Annotated in this window: 22 protein-coding genes and 3 pseudogenes; 8 read left to right on the forward strand and 17 right to left on the reverse strand. The window is 70.5% G+C overall.

All coding sequences use genetic code 11. The features are described 5' to 3' along the window. The first annotated feature begins 378 nt into the window (after positions 1 to 378). Positions 379 to 633, forward strand: coding sequence for a hypothetical protein (locus tag LG632_RS00685; RefSeq protein ID WP_226724318.1), 255 nt, complete (start codon positions 379 to 381; stop codon positions 631 to 633). A 1,119-nt stretch (positions 634 to 1,752) separates the two neighbouring features. Here LG632_RS00685 and LG632_RS30070 read toward each other — a convergent pair. From LG632_RS30070 to LG632_RS00710, 6 genes are all read right to left on the reverse strand, one after another. Continuing rightward, positions 1,753 to 1,875: a hypothetical protein gene (locus LG632_RS30070; RefSeq protein WP_264201253.1), complete on the reverse strand. Its 123-nt coding sequence runs from the start codon at positions 1,873 to 1,875 to the stop codon at positions 1,753 to 1,755. Positions 1,876 to 1,904: 29 nt separating this feature from the next. Then, positions 1,905 to 2,162, reverse strand: coding sequence for a transposase family protein (locus LG632_RS00690; RefSeq protein ID WP_226724319.1), 258 nt, complete (start codon positions 2,160 to 2,162; stop codon positions 1,905 to 1,907). Next, a complete protein-coding gene (locus LG632_RS00695) occupies positions 2,159 to 2,539 on the reverse strand; it encodes a hypothetical protein (protein WP_226724320.1) in 381 nt (126 codons plus the stop codon). Before LG632_RS00695 ends, LG632_RS00690 begins: the two co-directional genes overlap by 4 nt. A 319-nt stretch (positions 2,540 to 2,858) precedes the next feature. After that, positions 2,859 to 3,239 (reverse strand): hypothetical protein, encoded by a 381-nt coding sequence (locus LG632_RS00700; RefSeq protein WP_226724321.1) that lies wholly within the window; start codon positions 3,237 to 3,239, stop codon positions 2,859 to 2,861. A gap of 974 nt (positions 3,240 to 4,213) precedes the next feature. After that, the gene (locus LG632_RS00705) at positions 4,214 to 6,163 is read right to left on the reverse strand and encodes a serine/threonine-protein kinase (protein WP_226724322.1); all 1,950 of its coding nucleotides are present in this window, start codon (positions 6,161 to 6,163) and stop codon (positions 4,214 to 4,216) included. After that, positions 6,124 to 6,681, reverse strand: coding sequence for a helix-turn-helix domain-containing protein (locus tag LG632_RS00710; RefSeq protein ID WP_226724323.1), 558 nt, complete (start codon positions 6,679 to 6,681; stop codon positions 6,124 to 6,126). The genes LG632_RS00705 and LG632_RS00710 overlap by 40 nt, the downstream gene beginning before the upstream one ends. On the opposite strand from LG632_RS00710, the gene LG632_RS00715 reads away from it, so the two are divergent. Beyond that, positions 6,608 to 7,279, forward strand: a complete 672-nt coding sequence (locus tag LG632_RS00715; protein WP_226724324.1) for a hypothetical protein — start codon at positions 6,608 to 6,610, stop codon at positions 7,277 to 7,279. The genes LG632_RS00710 and LG632_RS00715 overlap by 74 nt on opposite strands. Here the strand turns inward: LG632_RS00715 and LG632_RS00720 are convergent. From LG632_RS00720 to LG632_RS00750, 8 genes and pseudogenes are all read right to left on the reverse strand, one after another. After that, positions 7,260 to 7,529: a DUF559 domain-containing protein gene (locus tag LG632_RS00720; protein ID WP_226724325.1), complete on the reverse strand. Its 270-nt coding sequence runs from the start codon at positions 7,527 to 7,529 to the stop codon at positions 7,260 to 7,262. The genes LG632_RS00715 and LG632_RS00720 overlap by 20 nt on opposite strands. 827 nt (positions 7,530 to 8,356) lie before the next feature. Then, positions 8,357 to 8,986: a hypothetical protein gene (locus tag LG632_RS30670; protein ID WP_374203371.1), complete on the reverse strand. Its 630-nt coding sequence runs from the start codon at positions 8,984 to 8,986 to the stop codon at positions 8,357 to 8,359. Between the two features lie 70 nt (positions 8,987 to 9,056). Continuing rightward, positions 9,057 to 9,398, reverse strand: coding sequence for an FAD-binding protein (locus LG632_RS00730; RefSeq protein ID WP_226724326.1), 342 nt, complete (start codon positions 9,396 to 9,398; stop codon positions 9,057 to 9,059). 17 nt (positions 9,399 to 9,415) lie between these two features. Next, positions 9,416 to 10,447 carry a serine hydrolase domain-containing protein gene (locus tag LG632_RS00735; RefSeq protein WP_226724327.1) on the reverse strand — a complete coding sequence of 344 codons (1,032 nt, stop codon included), beginning with the start codon at positions 10,445 to 10,447 and terminating at the stop codon, positions 9,416 to 9,418. Further along, positions 10,444 to 10,770, reverse strand: coding sequence for a carboxyvinyltransferase (locus tag LG632_RS30075; RefSeq protein ID WP_264201258.1), 327 nt, complete (start codon positions 10,768 to 10,770; stop codon positions 10,444 to 10,446). The genes LG632_RS00735 and LG632_RS30075 overlap by 4 nt, the downstream gene beginning before the upstream one ends. 85 nt (positions 10,771 to 10,855) lie before the next feature. Then, positions 10,856 to 11,470, reverse strand: a pseudogene (locus LG632_RS30675) (carboxyvinyltransferase); the annotation flags it as partial. A gap of 363 nt (positions 11,471 to 11,833) precedes the next feature. After that, entirely contained in the window at positions 11,834 to 12,151 is a 318-nt protein-coding gene (locus LG632_RS00745; RefSeq protein WP_226724328.1) for an NHLP-related RiPP peptide, read from the reverse strand. A 69-nt stretch (positions 12,152 to 12,220) separates the two neighbouring features. Then, entirely contained in the window at positions 12,221 to 12,385 is a 165-nt protein-coding gene (locus LG632_RS00750) for a hypothetical protein (protein WP_226724329.1), read from the reverse strand. Between the two features lie 42 nt (positions 12,386 to 12,427). Here LG632_RS00750 and LG632_RS00755 point away from each other — a divergent pair, with 42 nt between their 5' ends. Further along, on the forward strand, positions 12,428 to 13,633 hold the full coding sequence (locus tag LG632_RS00755; RefSeq protein ID WP_226724330.1) for a putative peptide maturation dehydrogenase: 1,206 nt from the start codon (positions 12,428 to 12,430) through the stop codon (positions 13,631 to 13,633). 1,036 nt (positions 13,634 to 14,669) lie between these two features. On the opposite strand, the gene LG632_RS00760 is transcribed toward LG632_RS00755, so the two are convergent. Continuing rightward, positions 14,670 to 15,188 (reverse strand): COG1361 family protein, encoded by a 519-nt coding sequence (locus LG632_RS00760; RefSeq protein ID WP_226724331.1) that lies wholly within the window; start codon positions 15,186 to 15,188, stop codon positions 14,670 to 14,672. Between the two features lie 287 nt (positions 15,189 to 15,475). Next, entirely contained in the window at positions 15,476 to 16,030 is a 555-nt protein-coding gene (locus LG632_RS00765) for a hypothetical protein (RefSeq protein ID WP_226724332.1), read from the reverse strand. Positions 16,031 to 16,454: 424 nt separating this feature from the next. Between LG632_RS00765 and LG632_RS30420 the strand changes: the two genes are divergently transcribed. The 3 genes and pseudogenes from LG632_RS30420 (at position 16,455) to istB (ending at position 20,516) form a co-directional block, all read left to right on the forward strand. Continuing rightward, positions 16,455 to 18,068 carry an NACHT domain-containing protein gene (locus tag LG632_RS30420; protein WP_226724333.1) on the forward strand — a complete coding sequence of 538 codons (1,614 nt, stop codon included), beginning with the start codon at positions 16,455 to 16,457 and terminating at the stop codon, positions 18,066 to 18,068. Between the two features lie 126 nt (positions 18,069 to 18,194). Further along, positions 18,195 to 19,728: pseudogene (gene istA, locus LG632_RS00775) on the forward strand (IS21 family transposase). Next, a pseudogene (istB, locus tag LG632_RS00780) lies at positions 19,725 to 20,516 on the forward strand (IS21-like element helper ATPase IstB). Before istA ends, istB begins: the two co-directional pseudogenes overlap by 4 nt. Before the next feature lie 34 nt (positions 20,517 to 20,550). On the opposite strand, the gene LG632_RS00785 reads toward istB, so the two are convergent. Further along, positions 20,551 to 20,961, reverse strand: coding sequence for a hypothetical protein (locus LG632_RS00785; protein WP_226724334.1), 411 nt, complete (start codon positions 20,959 to 20,961; stop codon positions 20,551 to 20,553). 297 nt (positions 20,962 to 21,258) lie between these two features. On the opposite strand from LG632_RS00785, the gene LG632_RS00790 reads away from it, so the two are divergent. After that, positions 21,259 to 22,128, forward strand: coding sequence for a hypothetical protein (locus LG632_RS00790; RefSeq protein ID WP_226724335.1), 870 nt, complete (start codon positions 21,259 to 21,261; stop codon positions 22,126 to 22,128). A gap of 35 nt (positions 22,129 to 22,163) precedes the next feature. After that, complete coding sequence (locus LG632_RS00795; RefSeq protein ID WP_226724336.1) at positions 22,164 to 23,264, forward strand: hypothetical protein; 1,101 nt, start codon at positions 22,164 to 22,166, stop codon at positions 23,262 to 23,264. Positions 23,265 to 23,473 lie beyond the last annotated feature (209 nt).

Genomic DNA, 23,473 nt, shown 5'->3' on the forward strand with positions numbered 1-23,473 from the left:
GGGGCTCGGCTTCGCCGAGCCAGGGCCGGCCTTCGGCCGGAGTCCTTCGCTTCGCTCCGGACAGGTTCGGGTTCCGCTGCGCTCCACCCGAACGGCCTCTCCGCAGGCCTGGGTGACCCCGTTTCACGGGGTCCGCGCCTACGGCCCGTTGGGTGGGTCCGCTCCGCTCCCCCGCCCAGGTCCTTCCGGCTCCGCCTCCAGGCCCAGCCCGCTTCGCGGGCCGCCGGCAGCGGGGCCAAGCTGAGCTGAGGATGGAAAGGGTCCTCGATCCACAGCGCAGGCTTACCCAGGCCTGTCCTCAAGCAAAGACAGTCCTCACGGAGCTTCCCTCACCGGCATGATGAGGTGCGCCACTGACATCAGGAGAGCGGGGGCACCGTGAGTCGGGTCAAGCGATGGGCACTCATCAGCGGGGGGCTGTGCCTGGTCACCTGGACGATCGCCGCAGCAATTGCACTCATCCCGGCCGCCCAGGACATCCAAGACGCCTTCGGTAAATGGCTTAAAGCCCTCGCTGCCACCCCCGCAATCATCGCGGTCATCGGCTTCTGGGTCCTCGGCGCAAGCGGCGGACCCCCAGACGGCACCTGGGGCAGCAATCCAGGCGGCTACCCAAACGGCATCGACATCTGACCAACTCCCGAAACGGGTAGTGCTTCAAAAGCCTGGCTCGATGAACTCTGGGATCCGCTGCGCATGGGCATCCCACGCCCCTGCCAGCTGCTGTCGCGGATCAGTGGGACTGCGCACTGAGGGGTGTCAGCTGCCCAGCTTGCTGAAGGCCCAGCGGAGCACCTCCTGGTCAGGGCAGTCGCGGCCTGTCCGTTCGAGCGCGGTCACAGTGGGGGGCTGTTAGCCGGGCCCAGTTACGGAAGTTGCCATGCGCCGCGTGGCGGTCGGCGAAGGCGACATCTACGGGATCGGTCCGTGCCCAGACGGGATGGGAGCGGGATGGCTTGCTGAACTTCCTCCAGGGTGAGCTTGGTGACGTGCTGCCAGATGAAGATGCGGGAGGAGAGCATCGGCTCCTTCCGCAACACCGTGTGCACTCCCTCGCCGCCGGCGAACATGATCGCGATCTGCGAGTATGGGTAATTCCAGACGAACCGGAAGTATTCGAACGTCTCTCGATTGAGCCACTGAGCTTCATCCACGACCAGCGGACGCGGGTGGGCCGCCAGCGAGTGCAGAAGCAGCCGATCGAACTCGGACGGACAACGCGGAGGTTCTCCGGCAGACCGAGCCCAGCGAAGAGCTCGTGGCGCACCGCTCGAGCTGTGGGGCGGGCGCGAAAGGCGACGCGGCAGACCTCCTCGCCACGGGTCCGCTCCAGCTCGCGCAGGCAGACGTTGGCGGCGAGGGTCGTGACGACCGCCGCGTCCGCGAGCTGGGTGTAGTGATCGGTCTCCCGCGGCGGCAGCTGGCTCGTCATCTCTTCTCCTCTCGGACGCGTGGCGCAGGGAGGCCGGGGTGTTCCAGTCACCGGGCGGCGGGGCGGGCGGGACGAGGTCCGGCAAGGCCAACTCCGGCCTGCCATCCACGCACCGAGGTAGGCCCGGCCGCGCCAACGCACGCCGTGGCTGCTCAGCTTCCGCATCCGGCCGTCGTCCTCCAGCATCAGCCCCCACAAGGCGGCCTCGGGAATGTCCGGGAGCTGACGTGGGGTCGGCCTGCCAGGCCTCCAAGGGAGTCCGGCCGGCCAGGTCTGCGGGACGGTGCTCGGTGTTCCACCACCGCGGCCACTCCAGCACCTCAAGCGGTGAACTCGGCGAAAGCCAGCGGTACCGGCTCCTCAGGGGCGGGCTTCTTCCTGGAGCGCCGGGGCTTGGGGGTGAGGGTGTAGCCGGGCAGGACGGCGAAGGGCATGCGGTCCACACACCGATCGAGGTTCTCCACCGTGCCCTTCAGATGCGGCTGTAGGCAGGGAGGTCCTCGGTTTCGGAGTTCAGGACGGCGCCGAACGCGCCCAGGACCGCCTTCGACAGGAAGTCCCGGCCGCGGTCGACCCGCACGTGCTCAGGAATGCCGCCCGCGGGCCCGTACGGGCCGGTGCGCAGCACCGCGGCGCGCAGAGCTGCCAGGATCGAGGCCCTCGAGGGATGGCCTGGAGTGACCGCCGTGCCGGTGATGGTCTTCGTCGCGACGTCGATGAACCACGTCACCCACGGCGCACCAGCACCCCGTCCGCGTCTACCACAAGCGGCGCCTGGACGTGGTCGGACTCCCAGGTCTGGTTCCGCCACAGCCTCGGCCTGCGCCCGAACACATCGTGAACCCGGGCCGCCTCCGGCCCCCAGGCCAGACCCGCGCGTTCACCCGCGGTCAGATCACGGCACACCCCAAGCAGGAACGTCGACAACGACGGCACCGGATCCAGCAGCGGCACCGACTCCGTCGGCGCCCCGCCCGGCACCGCGGTGACCGGCTCACCGGCAGCCGTCTTCGCACGGGCCACCAGCTGCCGGTGGACCGCCGAGGCGTTTCCCCGCCAGTACGCAAGCAGCACCCGCACCTGCGACGTCACCTCGAACCGGTCCACCGGTCTCGCCCCCAGGCGGGCCGCCGTACAGGGCTCGGCTTCGGCCTGCGCGAGCCACCGCCACACCGTCCGCTCCGACACCCCCAGGCACTCCCCTGCCAACCGCACATGCCCCCGTGAAAGCCGCCTCTGGGCCCGCAGCGGCAGCAGCCGCTGAACCGCAGGACCGCGCAACGCGGCGAGCCCCGGACCCCGGATCTCAGGCACCGGCTCTGGCACGTCCAACGGTGCCGACGCTCCCGCCTCGGATGAACTGATCACGGAACCGCTCCCTACCGCCCACTGTCGGTCTCCCTTTTCGATCCTGTGCCGCCAGCCGTTACGGACAGGGGCCAAGCCGGGCGCAGGCCTGCTCGATCACCGCACGGTCCACGCGTACGTCCCTGCCTCGCTTGGACAGGGCGTAGACGCGGGAGGTGATCTTCGCCCAGGTTCGGAAGGTGCCCCGCGCCACCGTCGCATCCGCCCATCCCACCTTCGCCGGATCGACGCCCTCCCACACGTCGTGGAACATCGCCAGCGTCTCCGAGAGCCGCTCCTGATCCAGCCCGGGGACCTGGTACCAGGTCAGCACCCGCGACCTCAACGCCGGCGCCCGCGCGACCACCCGCTCCGCACCCGCCCCGCACAGCAACAGCGCGGCAGCGGTCCCCGGCTCGTCCCACAGCAGCCGCAGGTAGCCTGGCAGCAGCGGGGACAAGCGTTGCGCGCCGTGGAGGAACAGCACCCCATGCCCGGCGCAGCGCCTCCCTCAGAGCGCGGTCGGCCGGCTGCGCGCGGTGCGAGAGAGAACCCGCCGCCAGTCCTAGCGCCTCCAGCAACGAAGCCCGCATCTGCGGCAGCCCCGGCTTCACCCCGACCACCGCCCGCCAGACCGGAACCCGATCAGGCAACAGGTGCAGCGCCTGCTGCACCGCCACCGTCTTCCCCACCCCCGGGCTCCCCGAACACACACCCAATCCCCCGCGCGGCAGCCGTGTGCCCCACCGCTTCCACCACCGCAGCAACGCCGGCCGTCGACACCACCCGGGCGCCCGGCACGAACAACCGCACCCCACCCCGCCACGGCCCGCGTCCTCCTCGCCGACCGTCCCAGGCCCCGGCGCGGGCACCGGTTCCGCGTCGACCACCGGCAAGCCCTCACCCGCCCGCTGCAACTTCAGCTCGGCCAAGACCCGGTCATAGCGGCTGGCCTTGGCCCGGTTCCTGGACGGCCTCGCCACCTCCAGCACCCGCCCCGCACGCAGATCCCGGAGCACCGCACGCTGCAACGTCCCCAACGACGGCACCCCCACAGCCGAAGACGAACCATCGGCCGTCATCCGCCGGTGCAACGCCGCGACGTTCCCACCACCTCCGCCAGGCCAGCCCACAACCCGTCATCCAACCGACGCACCACCACACCCCGCCCCAACCGACCCTCCTCACCCATACCCACCAGCACACCCGGCCACCACGGCAACAAACACTGGAATGAGCCAACCCATGACAGCCACCCGCCCTGCCGCTAAGCACCCCGCGGCAGCAACCTGGTCACGCAGTGGCAGCCAAGATCAGCATCAATCCCCGATGAGAACAGCGACGACCACGCGGACCCGGCTGACGCCCAACCAATGCCACCCACCCACCCATTCACACCCGGACAGGGCCGGTGGGGCGTACGCTGACGTGTGGTCAGGGGGTGGCGATCAGTCGGCTCGGGCGGTTCAGGAGTGTCCTGCCCACCGGTTCCGGCAGGGGTCGTCCCAGGCAGTCGGCGGCCAGGTCGAGCAGCCTGTGCGCACGTTCGCGGGGGTCCGGTGTGGCAGCGATCGTCGATGCCCGGGCGCGCGCGGTCGGGGCGTCCAGCGGTTCGGTCGTCCCGTCGGCCGTCGCGCCGGGGGCGGTCGCGATCGCCTGTTCCGCATCCTGCAGCTGACGGGCCAACTCGCGGGTGGAGTTCTGTTCCCCGCCGGAGATCATGTCCATGGCGTCGCTGAAATCGATGTCCGCGATGGCGATGCGGACTTGGACGGTGCGATGGTCGATGGGTCGCTGTGCGAGGCCGGCTGCCTCGTACCGTTCGAACTCCTCCCGGGCGGTGGCGAGGAAGTGGCGCCCGCCCCTGGGATCGCCGGCCGCCGCCAGGGCCTTGGCGACGCCGCACAGGGCGTCGATCCGCGTGTGCGGGGTGCCGATCTGCCCGAGCGCGCGCAGGACCGCGTTCATGTGGGCCGGGGCCATGGTCGTGGCAACCCGGCTCAGCGCCAGGTCGCGGGTTCCGGGCACGCCGATCTCGTCGGCCCAGGCGAGTGCGCGTTCCGGAACGCTGTGGGCGGCGGCCTCGGCGAGGCGCATCCAGGCGACATCGGCCCAGATGGCCGGGAGTCCACGGGCGATCTCTTCGGCGCGCGCGGATTCCACGGAGGCCATGGCCCCGGCGAGCCCAGCCCGCAGCTGGTCCCCGACCGGGAGTTCGGTGCCGGCCGAGTCCAGCGTCCGCAGCGCGTGTGCCAGGAGGCTCGCGACACGCAGGGGTGCCAACTCGGTCCACTCCCGGGTCAGGTGCAGGCAGGAGAGAACTCCTTCCGCGGTGTCGGAGGCGAGCAGGGCGAGGGCCCGGGTCTCGGACTCCTCGGCCAGTGTGAGGGCGAGGGCGGGGTCGATCCGGGCGGCCAGGGACACGGCACGGGACTGTGTCACGGCGTCGCCGGCGCGGGTGGCGCCCCACAGCAGCTCCTCCATCAGGACCCGGTCGACCGTGGGAGGGTGGGGACGGTCGGAGCGCGTGGACGTGGACCCGGGCCGCAGTGCGCCCCGCGCGTGCGCGTCGCGGAGCCGGACCACCTCGGCCGCCACCTCACGGGCCGTGCCCGGACGCCGTGCGGGCTGCTTCTCCAACAAGGCCTCGACGAGGAGCTCCAGATCCGGGGGCACGTCCGGACGCTGGGACCGCAACGGCTCCGGCACCTCCTCGACGTGGCGGCGCAGCAGCTCGTGGTACCCGCCCGAGAACGGTGGACGTCCCAGCAGCAGGGCATACAGGACGCACCCCAGCGCGTACAGATCGCAGCGCCCGTCGACGTGGTCGCCGCGCCACTGCTCGGGGGCCATGTACGCGGGAGTGCCGAACGGTCGTCCGGTGACAGTCAGGCCGGCCGTGGCCTCGGCGAAGCGCGCTATGCCGAAGTCGCAGACCTTGACCCGGCCGTCGGGGAGCAGGAAGAGGTTGCTCGGTTTGATGTCGCGGTGGACGATGCCCTGCCCTTCGGCGGCGGCCAGCACGTCGGCCGCCTGCGCGGCGATGCCGAGGACGTCACCGAGGGGCAGCCCCTCCGGGTGGTCGCGCAGGACGGTGCCGAGGTCGGATCCCTCCAGGAGTTCCATGACGAGGAAGAACCGACCGCCGTCGTGGCCGACGTCGTGCACGACCGTGACCCCCGGATGACGCAGGCGGGCGGTGATGATCGCCTCACGGCGGAACCTGCCGACGGCCTCGTCGCCCGCCGAGGAGTCGAGGAGGAGCTTCACGGCCACGGGGCGGCGCAGTGACAGGTCCTCGGCCTCCCACACTTCGCCCATCCCGCCCCGGCCGATCACCGTGTTCAGCCGGTACCTCCCGACGAGCCGGTCCCCCTGTCGCACTGCTCCCCCTCTGCACGGTGATGCGAACGGCTGTCATTGTGTCCCAAGTCGAACGGCGAACGGGCGCGGTTCGGTGCGCTCTGTACGGGGAGTTCGTCCTCCTCAGCCGCCGCGGCGTGCAAGGCCGGCGGGGGTCGGCTCTGGCGGCTGGTGGGGGGTCGTTCGGTTGCTCCGCCGGTGCGGGGCGGGGGCCGGCAGCGGTGGCGGCGCCCTTCTCGTGGCGTGAGGCCGTACGCCGCTCGGAACCGGCGGGTGAAGTGGCTGGGGCTGGTGAACCCGGAGCGTGCCGCCACGGCCGACACCGGGAGGGCCGCGTGCTGCGGGGAGGCGAGGAGGAGGCAGGCCGCTTCGAGACATTCGGAGATGGCCCACTGTTCGAGTCTGATCCCGGCCCGGCCGAGGATCTCGTACAGGCGGCGTCGGGAGATGCGGTGGGCGCGGGCGATGCTGTCCGCGTTCGTCCTGCAACTGCTGGTCAGCTGGTTCGCCTTCGGGGGCCGCGACGTGGTGGCCGCCACCCTGATGGCCCGTTTCTCGGGCCTGTGGCTGGCCTCCGCCCTGAACGCGGTGCTGGAGCTGCCGGGCGCGAGTCGGGTCCACACGGACACCGAGTACGACGGCGCCGGGCGCGTCACGGCCGTCATCGCCAAGCGGTTCGGCGACGAGACCAAGCGCACCACCACGCTGCACACCGACTACGAAGAGCTCGGCCGGAAGACCGCGCCGCCAGCGCATCGAGGACGCCCACTACACCTACGACCCGGCCGGCAACCTGACCGCGCTCTCGACGTCGTGCGGGCAGGACGCCGCGCGCACCACCGACACCCAGGGCCTGCGCCTGGACGGACTGCGCCGCGTCACCGAGGCCTGGACCGACCGGAACCCCGCCTGCTCGGCCGCACCATCGAAGACCCTGTGACCCTTCGGGCTGTACGGAGGGTCTCTCTCGGGCAGACCGGAGAGGTCAGTTTCACCAAGGCGGAGTTCGCCGCTGAAGCCCAGCTTCAGATCTCAGCAGGCCAGGGCCCCAGGCTGACTCCCGGCACTGCTGGCGACGGCACCCAATGGTCCGTGACGTCGCTGCGGAGTGATCTCGTCAGGCTGATCCAGCGCTGATCTCGAAGCGCTGGAACAGTGCCGGCAGGAACTGTTCCATGAGGGCTTGGGCGTCGCGGGCTTCTTCGAGTTCGTCATGGCCGAACCGGAGAACCTCGTACCCCCTGAGCTTGAGATCGCGGTCGGCGGCCACCATCTCGGCGTACTTCGCGGTGTCGGGGCGCCGACCTTCGTCGCGGGTGAAGTGCTGGGACCCGTCGACCTCCAGAACGATGCGCTGTCCGTGCGGAAGCAGGAGCAGGAAATCCATGCGGGAGCGGAGGAGGGCCTGGGGGCCGCGTTCGCGGACCGTGCGGGGATCCCAGTGGAGCCACACTTCGGGGAGCAGCACTGTCAGGTCGTGGACCCTGTCACTGAGGACATGGTGGTAGGCGCCGAAGAGGTTCCGCTGGCCCGGCGGGTTGGCAGGCAGACAGCGGTGCAGCCGCGACTGGGCAGCCCACGGGATTTCTGCTAGGGCACTCGATGGAGTGGAGCTGACCCAGGGCGAACCGGGCGACCCGAGCGGGGGTTCGCCGGTCATGGACGACGAAGGCCTGATCACGATCGAGATCCGCGGCAGCGAGAAGGCTACGGTCGAAGCAGCGCAGCGGATCGCGGACCTGTTCCTGTCGAGCGGGCCTTGTCGGCTGAAGCGGGTGCGCGTGTGTACGCGGACGTGGCCCGGGGGCCGATGGACGGCGGCTATCCCGACCCCGGGTGAGACCGCTCAGGCGGCCGGGTGCTGCTCCGTACCGACGCGGAGCACGAGCCGGAACGCAGATGTGGACGCGCGATCTCCCATCTCGCGGGGCGGACCTCGTCCTTCCACCTGGGGCGCATGTGGGAGCCCAGCTCGCTGTTGATCCACCGCCTGTTCGATCCGCCTTCAAAGGGCATCCACACCTGAAGCCGCTCGCCACCGCCCACAGGGCGTCGCACCCACGGAATCGTCAGCCGTTCCCCCCTCCGCGCCGTGTCTTCACACCTTTGATCACGATAGAACGCCGCTCGCTCAGTTTGTCGGCCAACCAGACAAGCCAAGGTCGAGATGCCGGTTGTGTCGGAGGAGCCGGACGCCGAGCCCGGACCAACCGGTCAGACGGCCACCGGCTCTGGGTGCAGGGCGATTCCCGAGGCCTCGTACACGCTCGCGGCCATCGTCTCCAGGGCGGCCCGGAATCCTGACGCGGTGGCTTCGGCCTGGGCGGTGAGGGCCAGGGTGCGGCGCGTCGAGCAGCGGACGCCGCGGGTGACCTCGGTGGCGGGCCGGTAGCCGCAGGCCTCCAGCAGCCAGGCCGCGCTGGCCCGCCAGGCCTGCGCGCGCGTGCGGTAGAGGGGGGCGCCCTGGCTGCGCAGGGTGCGGGCCTGGTGGTCGGTGACGGTGGGGTTGAGGAAGCAGGAGCCGGCCTGGCGGTGGTCGTGACCTGCCTCGGGCAGGAGGAGGCCCCGCTCGGCGCGGTCGTGCAGTACTGCGGCCGCAGCTTCTGCAAGTGGGGGCCTGCTGTCCAGTGGTGCCTGGAGTGCTGTGGCGAGGTGCTGGTAGGTGATGGGGGCCGCCGTGGTGGAGGGGGTCAGGTGGAGGGTGAGGGAGAGGATCGTCCACCTGCCGGGCTGCTGCTTGTACCGGCTGGTGCGGTAGGCGAACCCGCACTCGGCCGCGGGGATGCGGGTGGTGCGGCCGGTGGTCCAGTCGTGGGCGGTGACTGCCGTGAGGCGGTCGCCGATTTCCTGGCCGTACGCTCCGGCGTTCTGGACCGGCGCGGCGCCCGCGGTGCCGGTCCGTGCCCGTGGCCCGCTAGATGCCGCCGAGGTACTCGATGCCGGACAGGCCTTCGGCGACGGTGTGGGCGACGAGTTCGGCGAGCGGGTGCCCTGCGGCGACGGTGACCTCGACCCGCCCGTCGAGGCGGTGGCGGGTTCGGATGCCGCGGGTGGCCATGTGGATGACCAGCCGGGTGGTGCCCTGGTCGGGGGCGAGGGTGTTGCTGCCGCCGCCGAGGGTGAACGACGACTCGGCGTGCGCGGCGGCGGTGCGGGCGAGGTCGGGCCAGTCGGCGTCGGTGGTGTGGCTGAGCCAGAGCGGCGCGGGGCCGCCCAGGCGCAGCGTGGTGTGGTCGGACAGCTGGTGCTGTCCCATGGTGGGCCTCCCGGGTGTCAGGTGGCGGTGATGGTCTTGAGGGCGAGGGCGCGCAGCGGGGCGATCTTCTTGCGGGCTTCGCCGTGGTAGACCGCGTTGGTGCAGATGGTGAGGTAGCGGCCGGTGGTGGGGGCGAGGTAGAGGCTGGTGCCGGTGAAGCCGTGGTGGTAGGCCACGTTGCCGGGGGCGCAGATCCAGGACAGGCCTCGGTCGAGGCCGGGCTCGATCGGGGCGAAGGGCAGGGTGGAGGCGCGGATCCAGCCGTGGAGGCGGGTGGCGGGGTCGATGAGGTACTCGGCGTAGCGGGCGAGGTCGCGGGCGGTGGAGAAGGTTCCGGCGTGGCCGGCGACGCCGCCGAGGAGGGCGGCGTTGTCGTCGTGCGGGGTGCCCCAGATCCGGGGGGCGCCGGGGATCCGCTGCTCGGTGGGGGCGACCTGCGGGCCGCGCGCGACGGGTCCGTAGGTGGTGGTGGTCATGCCGAGGTCGTCCCACAGGGCGCGGGCGAGTTCGTCGAGGGGGCGGCCGTGGGCGTGGGCGAGGGCCAGGCCGAGGAGGATGTACCCGCGGTTGATGTACCGGTGGCTTCCGGGCTCGGCTTCGAGGGGCTCGCGGCAGAGGAGTTCGTGCAGGGGCGTTTCGGTGCCGCGGTAGTGGTCCAGGCGCGTGGAGGCCTTGAGCCCGGCGGTGTGGGTGAGGAGCTGCTCGATCGTGGCTTCGCCGCTGGGCGCCGGTCCGTCGATCGCGGGCAGGAAGTCGCGGACCGGGGCGGTCCGGGAGAGGACGTCTGCGTCGAAGGCCTGGCAGACGAGCGGCCAGGTGGCGACCACCTTCGTCAGGGACGCGATGTCGTAGACGGTGTCCGGGCCGGGGGCGGTGTCGCCGAGTTCGTCGGCGATCCGGCCGGCCTTCAGGAAGCGCGGGGGCTCGCCGAGGGTGCCCAGCGCGATGACGCCGCCGGGGGTGGCGCCGTCGGCGACGGCCTGGTCGAGGGCCTCGGCGAGGCGGGCGGTGTCGGCGGACGTGAACGGGACGAGCGTCATCGGCTTCATGCCTCCGCGGCGGTGGTGGTGATGTCGGCACCCAGCGCGGCCAGGTTGGGCAGCAGGCGGCCGTAGCCGCGGGCCAGGTGGTACATGCCGCCGATCGTAGAGGTGCCGTCGGCCACCAGGGCGGCAATCAGCAGGGCGGTCACCGCCCGGATGTCCGCCGCCTGCACGTCGGCCGCCCGCAGCCGGGCCGGGCCGTGGATGCGGATGTCCTGCCCGTCGGCGGTGACGTCGGCGCCGAAGGCGCGCAGCGGTACGACGTGGGTGTCGCGCTGGGGGTAGACGGCCTCGTAGACGTGGCTGGTGCCGGCTGCTTGGGTGAGCAGGGCGGCGAGTTGCGGGGCAGTGTCGGTCGGTGGGCAGGCCGGGGTGCGGGCCGGTACGGGCCAGCACCGCGCGGAGGCCGTCCGGTCCGACGGCGGCCCGGATGCCTCCGGCGTGGGAGGTGAGGGTGAGGCCGGCGTCGGCGAGGACCTGGCGCTGGCTCTCGGGGAGTTCGGGCAGGGTGATGCCGTCGAGGTCGATGCTGCCTCCGGTCGCGGCGGCGGCCATGATCATGGTCGCGGCCTCGATCCGGTCCCCGGCGACCGTGAACTCGCCGCCCTCGATCCGGTCGGTGCAGTGGAGGTGGAGGCCTTTGTCGTCCCAGGCGGCCCGCACGCCGCGCTCGGTGAGGAATCGCAGGGTTTCGGTGACCTCGGGCTCGATGCTCGCGCTGGTGATGAGGGACTCCCCCGGGATCCGGGCGGCCAGGAGCACGGCGGTGACCGTCGCGCCGAGGGAGGGCACGTAGGGGGTGGAGACGTCCACGCGGAACGGGTGCAGGCGGCGGCCGGGCGGGACAGCGGCGCAGATGGTGCGGCCGTGCTCGTCGACGCTGACCTCGGCGCCGGCGGCCTCCACCGCGGCGAGGTCGCGGTGGATCAGGCGGGGGCAGAAGGCGTCCCCGCCCGGAGTGGGGAAGTCGAACAGTCCGGCGCGGGCGAGGACAGCGGCGGCCAGGACCGCGGTAGTGCGGACCCTCACTCGCTCCTGAGCCGGGTTCGCGCCGTGCGGGGCGCGCGTCCGCAGTCCCCGCCGGGCGATCAGGGCGTGTCAACGGTGGCCGGCGCCCCCGGCCAGGCCGTAAACGCCTGACCGGGGCCCTCGGGACCGAACCCGCAGCGACCGAAGCGACAGGGCCTCCCGCACGGCCGCGGGGGAGCAAGCCGCCGCAGCCGTGCGGGACCGGGGCCCGGGCCGGGCGGCGGTGGGCCGCGGCGGCCCTCCCGGATCCGCCGAGTGGTGGCGCGCCCGCGCAGGCCGGCGGCACCGCCGGCGGCCCCCCGCACGGCCCCCGCACCCGGCCTGCGGTGCGCTCCGGGGCCGAGCGGTCGGGAGGGGGCACGGTCAGCCCGCGCGCAGCACCCTGTGCACCGGATCGGCGTCGAGGGCGAAGACCACGGTGTGCGTCCCGGCGCCCAGCAGGTAGCCGCGCAGCTGGTCGCGGGCTTCGGCGATGGCCTCCTTGTCGGCGAGCTGATCCACCATCAGGCAGGCGAACGACGAACCCGACCGCAGCTGCTCCTCGGACAGCTCGTGGCCGGCCCGGACCAGGGCCGCGTGGCGGTCGGCCACGAACAGCGCGCGGAACTCGTCGTCGGTGGCGAGCAGATCGAGCAGTCGGTCCACGACCTTCGGCGGGATCGGCATTTTGGTGTCGGGCACGGTCGACGGCATGGTGTCCCCCCGGACGGGTAGGTGCGGCGCGGCGCGCCGCGGCGTGGTCCGATGTGATCAGTGGCGCAGTACTGCGTTCCCGCCCCCGGCTTCGAAGGCGTGCGGCTTGCTGTACGCAGCGTCGGACGGAAGGTGCGTGCGCAGCTCCTCGCGGGCGGCCGCGATGGCGTCCTCGCCGGCCGGAAGGTGCAGTTTCTCTTCCCCCGCTGAATGAGTCTGCATGATAAGAACCCTAGCCGACTTTCACGTGAAACGGACGATCCCATGCGCATCCGCCGTTGTGCCGTGCTGTTCCTGGAGCCCCGCGAGGACGTGGCCTTCGATATGGAGTCGCTGCTCACCGGCGGTGCCGGCCTGAGCCGCACCCGACGCTGGCTGGCCCTGGCCGCCCACCTCGACGCCGAGGTCGAAGTCGATGCGCAGCAGCGCGAGTTGCTCGGACGGCTGAGCCCAGGCGAATGGCTGGACGCCGCATCGCTCGACCCCGGCGATGCGGCCCTGGTGGCCGAACTGGCCGACAGCGGGCTGGTGATCGCCGACGACGGCCGGCACGACGCCCACCGCGAACGCGACAACGCGCTGCGCGCCGCCCACTGGTGGCCGCCCGCGGCGATGGCGCACCGGCTCGCCCGCTGGCAGGGCATGGACAGCGTCACCAGCATGGAAGCCAACGAGCTGACCACCGCCGCCGACCTGCGACGCAAGCTCGGGCCGCCGCCCACGCACGCCCCCGAGCGCGGCGGCGCACCGGACCGGGTGCCCCTGCCGCGCATCGAGGGCAACGCGTTCGACGCGCTGCTCGCCCGCCGCGCGACCTGCCGCAACTTCGACGGCACGCGTCCGCTGCCGCTGGCGACCTGCGCCCACATGCTGCAACGCGTCTTCGCCGCGCAGGCGCTGGTGCGCGTCGACGAGGACACCGTGTTCCTCAAGAAGCACACGCCGTCCGGGGGCGGCCTGCACCCCACCGAGGCCTACCTGATCGTGCAGAACGTCGACGGCCTCGCCCCCGGCCTGTACCACTACCACGCGGTCGACCACGCCCTGGAGCCCCTGCCCGCCCCGGACGAACCGCTGGAGCAGTTCGCGCGCCGCGCCCTGGCCGGCCAGCACTGGTTCTCCAACGCCCCCGTGCTGGCGGTCCTCGCACCCCGCTACGCCCGCAGCTTCTGGAAGTACCGCCAGCACGCCAAGGCCTACCGCGCCCTGGTCCTCGACAGCGGACACCTGTCGCAGACCCTGTACCTGAGCGCGACCGAACTGGGCCTCGGCGCCTTCGTGACCTCGGCGGTCAACGAGGTCGACATCGAGCGGGGCTTCGGCCTGGATCCGCTGGCCGAAGGCCCCCTGGCCGTCTGCGGCTTCGGCCTGCGGGCCCCGGCGATGAACACGAGCGAATTCGATCCCGCCGAGGAGGTCTGGCTGCGGGCACCCGATCCGGCCGACGGGGAAGCCGCGGCTGCTCCGTGACGGGGGCGAAGCGCGCGGCCGGGACCTCGCCCGGGACGAAGCCGGAGTCGAGGCGGAGCCGGAGTCGAGGCGGAGCCGGAGCGTGACGGGCTGCCGGGCCGTGGTCGGCGCAAACTGCTGCTCGGCGGCCGCCACCAGGTCCGGCCAACGGTCCTGGACCAGCGACCCCCGCCGGGTCTGCACCAGCACCCGCCCACCCGGGCCGGCCGGGTGAACAGCAACGCCCGGTGGCCGTCCGGCTTCTGCTCGAACGCCGCCGCCGCGCAGCGCGGCCGGGCCCGGCAGCATCTCGGCGGCCTGCCCAGCATCGGCTCCAGCGGCGGTCCGAGCACCATCCCGGGACCTCCCCTCACGGCCCCCTCACCGCTCGTGCCTGCCCCTGCTGCTCGCCGCCCTGCTCACCGCGGCCGGGTGCCTCACCGTCCACCCCGGCTCCACCCGGCCCGCCGAGGCCTTGCCCGCCGTGGTCCCTGCCGTGCGTGCTGTTGCGGCGTCGCGGACGGCCCCGAGGCGGCGCTCGTGTTCCCGCCGCGCTGCTCGGCGGCCGCACCACGCGCACTCTTGCAGTGGCGTGGTGAGGCGGTCGTCTGTCAGTACTGGGCAAGGACTGCGCCGTCGCTGCCGTCCTGTCCGTCGGCTCCTTGGGGGGGCACCGACGGAGCCTGCTGCGCCACCGCTGCCGTAGGTCCTGCCGTCGATGGCGCCGCCACGGCCGCCGGAGCCCGCCCCTCCGCTGGTCGTCGTCGCGCCGTGCGAGCCGGGCGCGCCGTCGGCCCCCGCAGCGAGGGTGACGGTCGTGTCAGCCGAGATCTGGATGCACCGCGAATTCAGGCCCCTTCCTCCACCACCGGCGTCGGTGCGGTCGCCTGGGGGCGATCGCGTACCCGGGAAGGGGGTGACGGCGTGCATCGCGAGCACGTCCCCGCGCAGCCGAGGCCGGCAGCCGTCGAGCCGGGGCGAGGTCACCACGAGATCGCTGTGACCGGGTGCGCAGGATCGCCGGTGCGGCAAGGTTTGAGGGGCCGCAGCTCCACCGTCAGTGGTCGGGGACCTGGTCGATGACCCTGATCTCGAACTCCGTCCTGTTGTTCCGTGCGTTCCGGTCGTCCGCGCTGCGCACCGTGAACGTGCCCTTGTAGGTGCCCAGTTCTGCGGCGTAGTCGATGCGGAGCGGGATCAGGGCGGTGGCGGAGCGGTCCTTCCTGAGCCCCGCGCCGAACTCGCAGCGCACCCGGTGGTCGTCGGCGTACGGCTCGCAGGTGTCGGGGAAGAACGGCCTCTCGACCTTTACCTGGGGCGGCAGGGTGACCGTGATGAACAGTGAGGAGTTGGTCGTCTCCGGGCCGAGGTTGGCGACGAACGCGTGCAGATCGGTGCGGCCGCCCGGCGCCATGGGATCCGGGTCGATGCGCACCACTTCCAGATCGGAGTTCGACGGCGCGGCGGCCACGGCACGCGGCTGGGCCCAGGCGGGGCCGGCGACCAGCAGGGTCGCCGCGCCCACCCACGTTGCGACCCGGTACCGGGAAAGCCTCGTACGGGGAGTGTTCGCCATCCTTCACCACACCTTTCAGGTCGGGAGCGCCACATCCTGAGGGCGCACGCGTGCCATGATCGGTGAGGTCGCCGGGACAGCCCGGACATCATCCCGCCGAAGTCGCCGCCCACCACCCGTCCGGCGGTCACGGCTTCCCCTGTCTCCCCGAAACCCCCTGATCCCGCAAGCGGGGTTCGGGGCGGCGGACCGGGCGCCCGTCCGCCTCCGGACGCGCCCTTGGCAGGTGGGTGAGGAGACCCGCCTTCATGGGGCCGAGGCGGCGACCATGAGCGGGTAGGCCGGCGTCATGCGCTGGTCCGTGCCCGCGGCTCGGCCGTGTCCAGCAGCACCCAGACCCGCCGTCCATCGGCTACCGCGTCGGTGCCGCAGCTGACGGCGCCGGCGATGGCCGCGAGCTCGGCCAGGGCCTCGTCGACGGTGGGTGCGGGGTCGGGGCGGTGGCTGAGGGCGAGGATGAGCAGCCGGTCGTCCTGGTCGGCGAGGTGGAGGCTGAGCCGCTTGCCACCGTCGGCGAGGACGGCGGCGATGAGCCGCTGGACGGCCACGACGAGGGTCTCGTCCTGCGGGTATGTGTAGCCCCAGGAGCGGGTGGTCCCGGTGACGTGGCGAGCCGCCTTGCGGGCGGCCCACTTGTCGGCGGTGAGCGTCCAGTTCGCCGACCGCCGGTTGCGGACGCTCATCCGGGCCGGCCCGGGCACGGCGGGCAGCAGCCGAGCAGTGGCCAGCGGGGCGTCGCTGTGGGGCCGCTGCGGCTCCACCGGACGCTTGGGTGGGGGCGGCGACTTGGGCGGGTAGGTGGGCGGCAGCTTGAGCCCGCCCTCATGCATCGGCTCCGCCATGACGATCCGCCTCCCGCTGGTGTCCTGGGTGGGTGAAGGGAGCCTACCCCCGAAGCCGAGCGGCAGACTCCAGAAGCCCGACGCAGGAGCGGACACTCCCCGACCGAGCCGGCCCGTAGGTCCGTCGGCCCGGGGCGGCCACCTGAGGACGATGCAGGGCCCGATGCGGTCAGTACGTGGTCCTGCTCTCGCCCCGGGCGACGGTGACGCCGTCGACCTTGAGGATCGCGAAGTTGTTGTCACCCACCGCCCGAACTCCGCCAGGAGCACTACCGCCCCGGATCCGGACGGCGCCAGCCGGTCACCGGCATCCGCAGAGAGGTGAGCGCTGGGTGCCGCACGCAAGGGGTGGGGGCAGCCGTCAGTACCGCGCCGAACCGAAACGGCTGCGCGGCTTGTCAGAGGGGCGTGGAAGCATAAGGCTGTGAGCGGCGTAGACACGGTCCGAGGCATTGCGTACCAGCAGGCACAGGGTGTGCTCCAGGCAGTCGGGGTCCTGGAGGACCCCGACCTGGGCGGTCTGCGGGTCGAGGGCACCGACGACGCTGTCGACATCGAACTGCTCGGACGTGACGGAACGCTGCGCCACGCCATCCAAGTCAAGGTGCGCGCCACCGACTATACGTGGGGGGAGTCAGCACTGCTCACCGTGCTGAAACGCTGGGCAGTGCTCCCTGCGGCCGCGCATGCATCGTTCGAGTTCCTCACGGATGGACGACTCGGTCCGAGCGGCCAGCGCGTCCAGCAGGCCCTGAGATCTGCGGCGGAAGGGGATACCGATGACCTCGCCCGACTGCTCGGTGCAGGCATCGACGACCCTGTGTACACAGCGCTAGGCAAGGCGACGATCCGTCAGGACCCGTCCAACATCGGTGCTCTCCTGAAACGTGCCGAGAGTCAAGTCGCCGCGATGCTGCCCTCAGCTCACACGGACGAGGATCGGCAGGAACAAGCAACAAAGGCTGTCGACCGCTTGTTCCGTGCCCTGTTCGACTTCACCAGCAACCCCGAGCCACGCCATCGCGAGATGGATCGCCAGGTCATCGCGGCGCTTCTAGGCGTCCCCGCTGAACAGTCTCCTGCACACCGGTGGGCGACTGCACGGGCAAGCTACCTGGAGGCAGCTGCGCGCCGTGTTGTGCAGGAGGCGGTCGTGCCTTCGGTCGCCGACATCCAGGTGCAAGTCCCCTCGCTCTTTCGGCAGCACGAATGGGGAGAAGGGCAGAGGACGCACCTGGGCGAACTGCTCAGTGGGGCCGGCCCAGTGCTCCTTACTGGCCGGACGGGGACAGGGAAGTCAACCGCGCTACGCATTCTGCGTCAACAGGCCGCAGAATCCGGTGAAGTGGTGATCATGGTGCACGCCGAGAGCTACTTGCCCGGGCGTATGGCCGCTCTTGCCGCTGATGGCCTCGCTGCGGTGCTCGAAGAAGCGTTCCCCACGGCCACCGGCGCGCAGGCCCTGTCGGACAACACCGTTACCCTAGCCATCGACGGCGCCTCAGAGATCGCTGAACCGATGCGCCGAGCCCTGCACCAGGAGCTCCTGGCCCCCGTCTCCTCCGGCCGTGGGGCACGACTTGTCCTGGTGGGACGCGATGTGGCTGCACTGCGCGAGATCCTGCCCAGCAGTGTGTCTCCAGCCACGTACCAGATGGTGGGGTTCGGGCATGAGCAGCGCGTCGAGCTGGTGGAAAAGGCAACTGCGGCTGCCGGAAGGCCGTGCCCGCCTCAGTTGGCTCGCACTGTGGTAGTGCCTCTGGAACAGACGCTGGGTGATGCAGCGGCCAACCCTCTGCTGTTCTCCATGGCTCTGTCACTCCTTGACAACCAGTCGGCTCCGAAAGGCAGAGCAGACCTCTATCGGGCCTTCATCGAACAGCTGGCCGCGCGAAACGGAGCATCCGGCCTCTCAGCTGTGCGTACGGCGCTGGGCATCGTCTTCGCCCGCCTGCTCAATGAGGGTCGCCGCTACGCAGACGTCTACGAATGGCACCGCCGGCTCAGTCAAGCCACATCTGGCTTTGTTCATGGGTAGCGACAGCGGTTGTTCATGGGTTTGGGAGGCACCCCGATCCACGGACGGGTGATGTTCACGAGTTTTGACAGCACTGCGGTTCTTGCCAGGGCAGCATCGGGATGCTCCTGGTGAAAGGTGCTGGTCATGCCGCAGATGTCGAAGGTCGAGCTGTATGCGGCGATCCGGCGTGACCACCGCGCTGGTGAGTCGATGCGAGCCCTGGAGCGGAAGTACGGGGTGACGTACCGGACTGTGCGGAAGGCCATGAACTCCGCCTGGCCGGAGCCACGGAAGAAGCTCCCGCCGCGTGCGACCGCGATCGATCCGTACAAGTTCGTGATCGACCAGATGCTGCGGGCGGACCTGGATGCGCCGCGCAAGCAGCGGCACACAGTCACGCGGATCTTCCACCGGCTCATCGAGGAGAACGGGGCCGAGGACATCTCGTACCAGATGGTCCGTCGCTACGTCGCCGACGGGAAGCCCGAGATCCTGGCGGCGTCCGGGAAAGCGCCGGTGGAGGCTTTCGTCCCTCAGTCCCACCAGCCCGGCATGGAGGCTGAAGTCGACTTTGGCGACGTCAAGGTGTGGCTGGCCGGCGAACTGGTCACCTGCTACTTGTTCTCCTTCCGTCTGTCCTACTCAGGCAAGGCCGTCCACCGCGTCTTCGCCTCCTGCGGACAGGAAGCCTTCTTCGAAGGCCACGTGCACGCACTCCAAACGCTGGGAGGGGTCCCGCAGACCAAGGTCCGTTACGACAACCTGAAGTCCGCGGTCGCCCAGGTCCTGGGGCTCAGCCGGGCCCGGGTGGAGACGGACCGCTGGATTGCGTTCCGCTCCCATTTCGGCATCGAGAGCTTCTACTGCCGCCCCGGCATCGAGGGCGCCCACGAGAAGGGCGGGGTCTAGGGGCAGATCGGCTACTTCCGCCGCAACCACTTCACGCCCGTCCCGGAAGCCGGCTCGCTCGCCGAGCTGAACGAGCTGGTCGATCAGTGGGACCTGCACGACGGACGTCGTCGCATCGGGGCAAGGCCCCGGACGATCGACGAGTACTTCGCCGTCGAGCAGCCGCTGCTGGCGCCTCTGCCGGACGAACCGTTCGAAACGGGTCGGCTGTTCACGCCGCGAGTGGACCGCTACAGCCAGATCACCGTCCGCACCAACCGCTACTCGGTCCCCGTCCGCTTGATCGGCAAGAAGGTCCGGGTCATGCTGCACGCCTCTCACCTGGTGGTTTACGACCAGAACGTGGAAGTGGCCCGGCATGAGCGTCTGATCGCCAAGTGCGGAATCCGCCTGGAACTGGACCACTACCTGGAGGCTCTGGAGGGACGGCACCCGAGCACTGATCGAGGTGCTGCTGCTGGGCCGGCATATCGCGCACGAACACCTGGTCGCCGGGCTGGCCACAGCCCTGCGAGCCGGCGCTCTGACCGCGGACGCCGTCGCACTGGAGGCCCGCAAAGCCGCCCAGACCGAGGAAGAACCCGCCTCCGCCCCGCGTGATCCCCATCCGGCAAGCCAGCCGTCGGCGACCATCACGTCCCTGCACGAGTGGCGCCTCGCACACCTCCCGCCGGACACCAGGCCGCTGCCCTCGGTGACCCCCTATGACCAGTTGCTCCGCCGCCACCGCACCAGTGGCAGCACCCACCATGAGGGAGAAGCCCAGTGACCCTGCCCCGCCAACGGAACATGACCGAGCGGGCCGCCGACGCCGCCATCGACACCGCCTGCCGCCTCCTGCGGCTGCCCACGATCCGGGCCGAGTTCCCCGACATCGCATCCGCGGCGGCCAAGGACCAGATGACCTACCGCGGCTTCCTCGCCGAGCTGCTGATGGCCGAGTGCGACGACCGGGCTCGTCGCCGGTCGGAGAGGCGGATCAAGGCGGCCGGCTTCCCCCGGAGAAGTCCCTGCGATCCTTCGACTTCGACGCCAACCCCAACATCGACCCGGCAACCATCCACACCCTCGCCAGCTGCGAATGGATCAAGAAGAGCCAGCCGCTCTGCCTGATCGGCGACTCCGGCACCGGCAAGTCCCACATGCTCATCGCCCTGGGCACCGAGGCCGCCATGAAGGGCTACCGCGTCCGCTACACCCTGGCCACGAAGCTCGTCAACGAGCTGGTCGAAGCCGCCGACGAGAAGCAGCTGAACAAGACCAGCGCCCGCTACGGACGCGTCGACCTGCTCTGCATCGACGAACTCGGCTACATGGAACTCGACCGCCACGGCGCCGAACTCCTCTTCCAAGGTTCTGACCGAACGCGAGGAGAAGAACAGCGTCGCCATCGCCTCGAACGAGTCCTTCGGCGGCTGGACGAAGACCTTCACCGACCCCCGCCTCTGCGCGGCCATCGTCGACCGACTCACTTTCAACGGCACCATCATCGAGACCGGCACCGACTCCTACCGCCTCGCGTCCACCCGGGCCCGCGCCGAAGCCGAGGCCAGTTAGCTCCCGCCACGACAGTCGGCCACCTCACCAGACCTCATGGCGAGCTGGCCGGCGGTCCATCAGATCGCAGCAAGGACCGCATCTCATCGAGGGCCAGGGGTCCGGGATCACGAACAGGCTGACCGACCTCGGATGACCAATAGGGGCGGACGCGTCCCACGAAGTCTGTGAAGTCGCTCCGCAGATACCGTGAGTCGGACGGCTTCAGTCGGATCTGCTGACGACTGTCGGCCCACCAGATCTCGAAATCCGCAACGGTGCCTTCCGCCGGCCAGTCATCGCTCTGCTCCGGAAGCAGCAGGACGTCGACGAAGCCTCCGACGCTCAGGCCGATGTCCACGAAGATCCCGATCGCACCGGGCTGGGGAACCTGCACGACGGTGCCCTCGAAAACCTGCCCGAAACGCAGCCCACTCCGAATCCGAGCCCACTCGGCATCTGTCACCACGAACGCATCCTCGCACCCTCGTCCGGTTCAGGAGCAACTGCACCCGGGCGACAGGATCCCCGTCACGCCGTCTGGGAGACACAGCACTGCCGTCACTTCTCGTGAACATTCACCAACAGGCGGACGCTCAACTGCTGCTGAATTTCATCGACAAACGCTGTCGCTGAACGTGAACGAAGCCACACATCCGCCCTTCACAGCGTGGGATTGCCAGCCGACACGTCAGCCCTCCACGAGGCGGCCCGTCGCTGCGGGCTGATCACTGCATTGGGATGGGACCAGACGGTGGCCGCCATGCACGACTCGTTCGCGGACTACCTCGCCGGAGCTGCGCACGCCAACGGCGCCGAACCCCTTCCCGAACGGCTCCTCGCCGGCGACGACCAGCGCATGCTGTTCTACGCAGAGATTGGAGGCGTGAACGAGGAAGCCGCAGGGTTGGTTGCCCGTGACCTGCCATTCACCACAGTGGCGTTGGCCCGCTATGACCGCAGACCGCTCGGCCAGGAGGCGCCCGCCGAGGTCGCCTCTCTGCTCCACTACCTTTCCTCGGCCCAAGAGCCATCCGTCGTAATGAGCCGGCTGAGGGACGGAAGGGTGCTGGCAATGCTCGCTCCCCGTGCTGGATCAGGTTGGATCGACGAGGCCTCCGGTATCGAACTCGCGCACACCTGTCATGCAGCCGTCGCCGACCAGAAGGCCGGCCCCCTGGCAATTGCGACAAGGTTGTGGCGCCAGGAACTACGCGCCTGCCTTGACCACCGCACAGGCTCCCCGCTGCGCCCGGTGAAAGGCTTGAGTCCCCAAGAGGTGCTGGCCCAGCACACCGAACAGACCGCCACGGCGGCAAACCAGATGATCGAGCGCATCGCGCCCCCCGGTCACGTCACACGCCTGAGAGCCCAGGTGGGCCCGCTCGGCCTTCACGCTGTCATCGGTCAGCCGAGGCAGGACGCACTGGGCGTGCACACACCCGTCGACTATCAACGTGCGATCGGCGTCTCCATTGCCGAAGCGCCGGCTGGCCCCAGCCTTCCGCAAGGAGAGCACGGGGGCTCCACGACCCTGGAGTACCTGCTCGACACCCCACCGGCCGCCACGGCTGCTCAGCGAATCCGGGAAGCCATCGAAGCTCTCACGAAAAAATCGTGGCTTGTGCCCTGATACCCCCTGCCCGGTTCACCGAACGGAAGCACACCATGACCGACCCAGATGTCTGGCAAGCCGTGACGCAACAAGCCGACGCCTGGGCAGCCCTGCCAGTCGTGCAGGAGTTCGCCCGCCAACTGCCCCGCAACTCGCCTGGCCGGACCGGCGGAGTGGCGGGCAGGCTGCAGCACCTGCAAGCCGCTGGCGCCGACATCGCCGGAACGCCCATGCGCCTGACCCGGGAAACGCGCATGTTCGAATCAGTCCCCCATCTGGGCCCAGACACCCCGGTCGACCCGAACCAGTGGAACGCCTGGCTACAGGCAGCTGCACGGATCGAGTCTGCACACCGCACCACCATTGCCTGGCTGCGTTCGCGCATGCCCGGCTATCCGCAGCTGCCCGCTCCGCAGCTCGCTCCTGGTACCGCGCTCACCACCACCGAGTACACGCGCCGCCTTACCTGGCAACCCGGCGAGCGCGCCGCCGGCCTCCAAATGCAGAATCTGCCTCCACATGCCACCCTCCCGCTGCAGGCGGCATCCAGCCAAGTGCGCGCGCTCGGAGAAAGCGCCCGCGCCCTGGCCACCGCGCTGCAGGCAAGCCAGCCGTGGCAGCAGCTCGCAGCAGCCCGCCAGGCGTTGGACGAGAAAAGCCGCAAGGAGCTGACTCAAACACGCGCGCGCCTCAGGCAACGCCTCTCCGACGCAGCCGTCGATGCCCACGAACCCAACCGTGTGCTGCTGCGGCACCACTACCGCTGCACCGTGCTGGACGAAGAGATCGAAAAGCTCACCGGACCAGCCCGGGAGTTCGCCCATGCCTTCGACGCCGCCGACCAGCTCGTGGAACTCGCCGCCAGCGATGTCTTCGGGCAACTCGCCCTCTACGGAAACCCGCTCCTCCTGCAGAACGTCACTGACATCGACCTCGACCCCGGAACTCCGCGGAAAGTCCACTTCAGCGTCAACGACGACTACTGGCTCAGCACCGGCGAGCTCATCCAGATCGACGACCCTCTCCTTGCGGACACATGCCGTCTGATCGCCACCACGGTCAGCTTCGGCTCGGGATCCGCCCTCGCCGTCCGCCTGACCGCCCAGGTCCTGCCCGGAACATCCTCCCTGTGGCAGGCCACCCCTCCTGGCTGAATTGATGCCCGGCCTCCGCGCATGCCGGCGCCCCGACTTCCCAGCAGCACAGCCACGACCGCTCACACAGATTTACCAACAATCAATGAACCTGATCATTGATCACTGATCACCTCAAAGGATCCGACCTGACCACCCGGCCCGCAGCCTGACGAACCCCAGCCCAGACCTCGACAGCAGAATCCAGCCCTGTTACCAAGACAGCCGTG

It is taken from the genome of Streptomyces antimicrobicus, assembly GCF_020532625.1.
Classification (GTDB): domain Bacteria; phylum Actinomycetota; class Actinomycetes; order Streptomycetales; family Streptomycetaceae; genus Streptomyces; species Streptomyces antimicrobicus.

Excerpts from the sequence above, each read along its gene's own strand:
- LG632_RS00715 (WP_226724324.1), top strand. The coding sequence starts at position 6,608 with ATGCTGTCCGCGTTCGTCCTGCAACTGCTGGTCAGCTGGTTCGCCTTC.
- LG632_RS00720 (WP_226724325.1), bottom strand. The coding sequence starts at position 7,529 with ATGGATTTCCTGCTCCTGCTTCCGCACGGACAGCGCATCGTTCTGGAG.
- LG632_RS00730 (WP_226724326.1), bottom strand. The coding sequence starts at position 9,398 with ATGGGACAGCACCAGCTGTCCGACCACACCACGCTGCGCCTGGGCGGC.
- LG632_RS00735 (WP_226724327.1), bottom strand. The coding sequence starts at position 10,447 with ATGAAGCCGATGACGCTCGTCCCGTTCACGTCCGCCGACACCGCCCGC.
- LG632_RS00750 (WP_226724329.1), bottom strand. The coding sequence starts at position 12,385 with ATGCAGACTCATTCAGCGGGGGAAGAGAAACTGCACCTTCCGGCCGGC.
- LG632_RS00755 (WP_226724330.1), top strand. The coding sequence starts at position 12,428 with ATGCGCATCCGCCGTTGTGCCGTGCTGTTCCTGGAGCCCCGCGAGGAC.
- LG632_RS00760 (WP_226724331.1), bottom strand. The coding sequence starts at position 15,188 with ATGGCGAACACTCCCCGTACGAGGCTTTCCCGGTACCGGGTCGCAACG.
- LG632_RS00765 (WP_226724332.1), bottom strand. The coding sequence starts at position 16,030 with ATGGCGGAGCCGATGCATGAGGGCGGGCTCAAGCTGCCGCCCACCTAC.
- LG632_RS00790 (WP_226724335.1), top strand. The coding sequence starts at position 21,259 with ATGCACGACTCGTTCGCGGACTACCTCGCCGGAGCTGCGCACGCCAAC.
- LG632_RS00795 (WP_226724336.1), top strand. The coding sequence starts at position 22,164 with ATGACCGACCCAGATGTCTGGCAAGCCGTGACGCAACAAGCCGACGCC.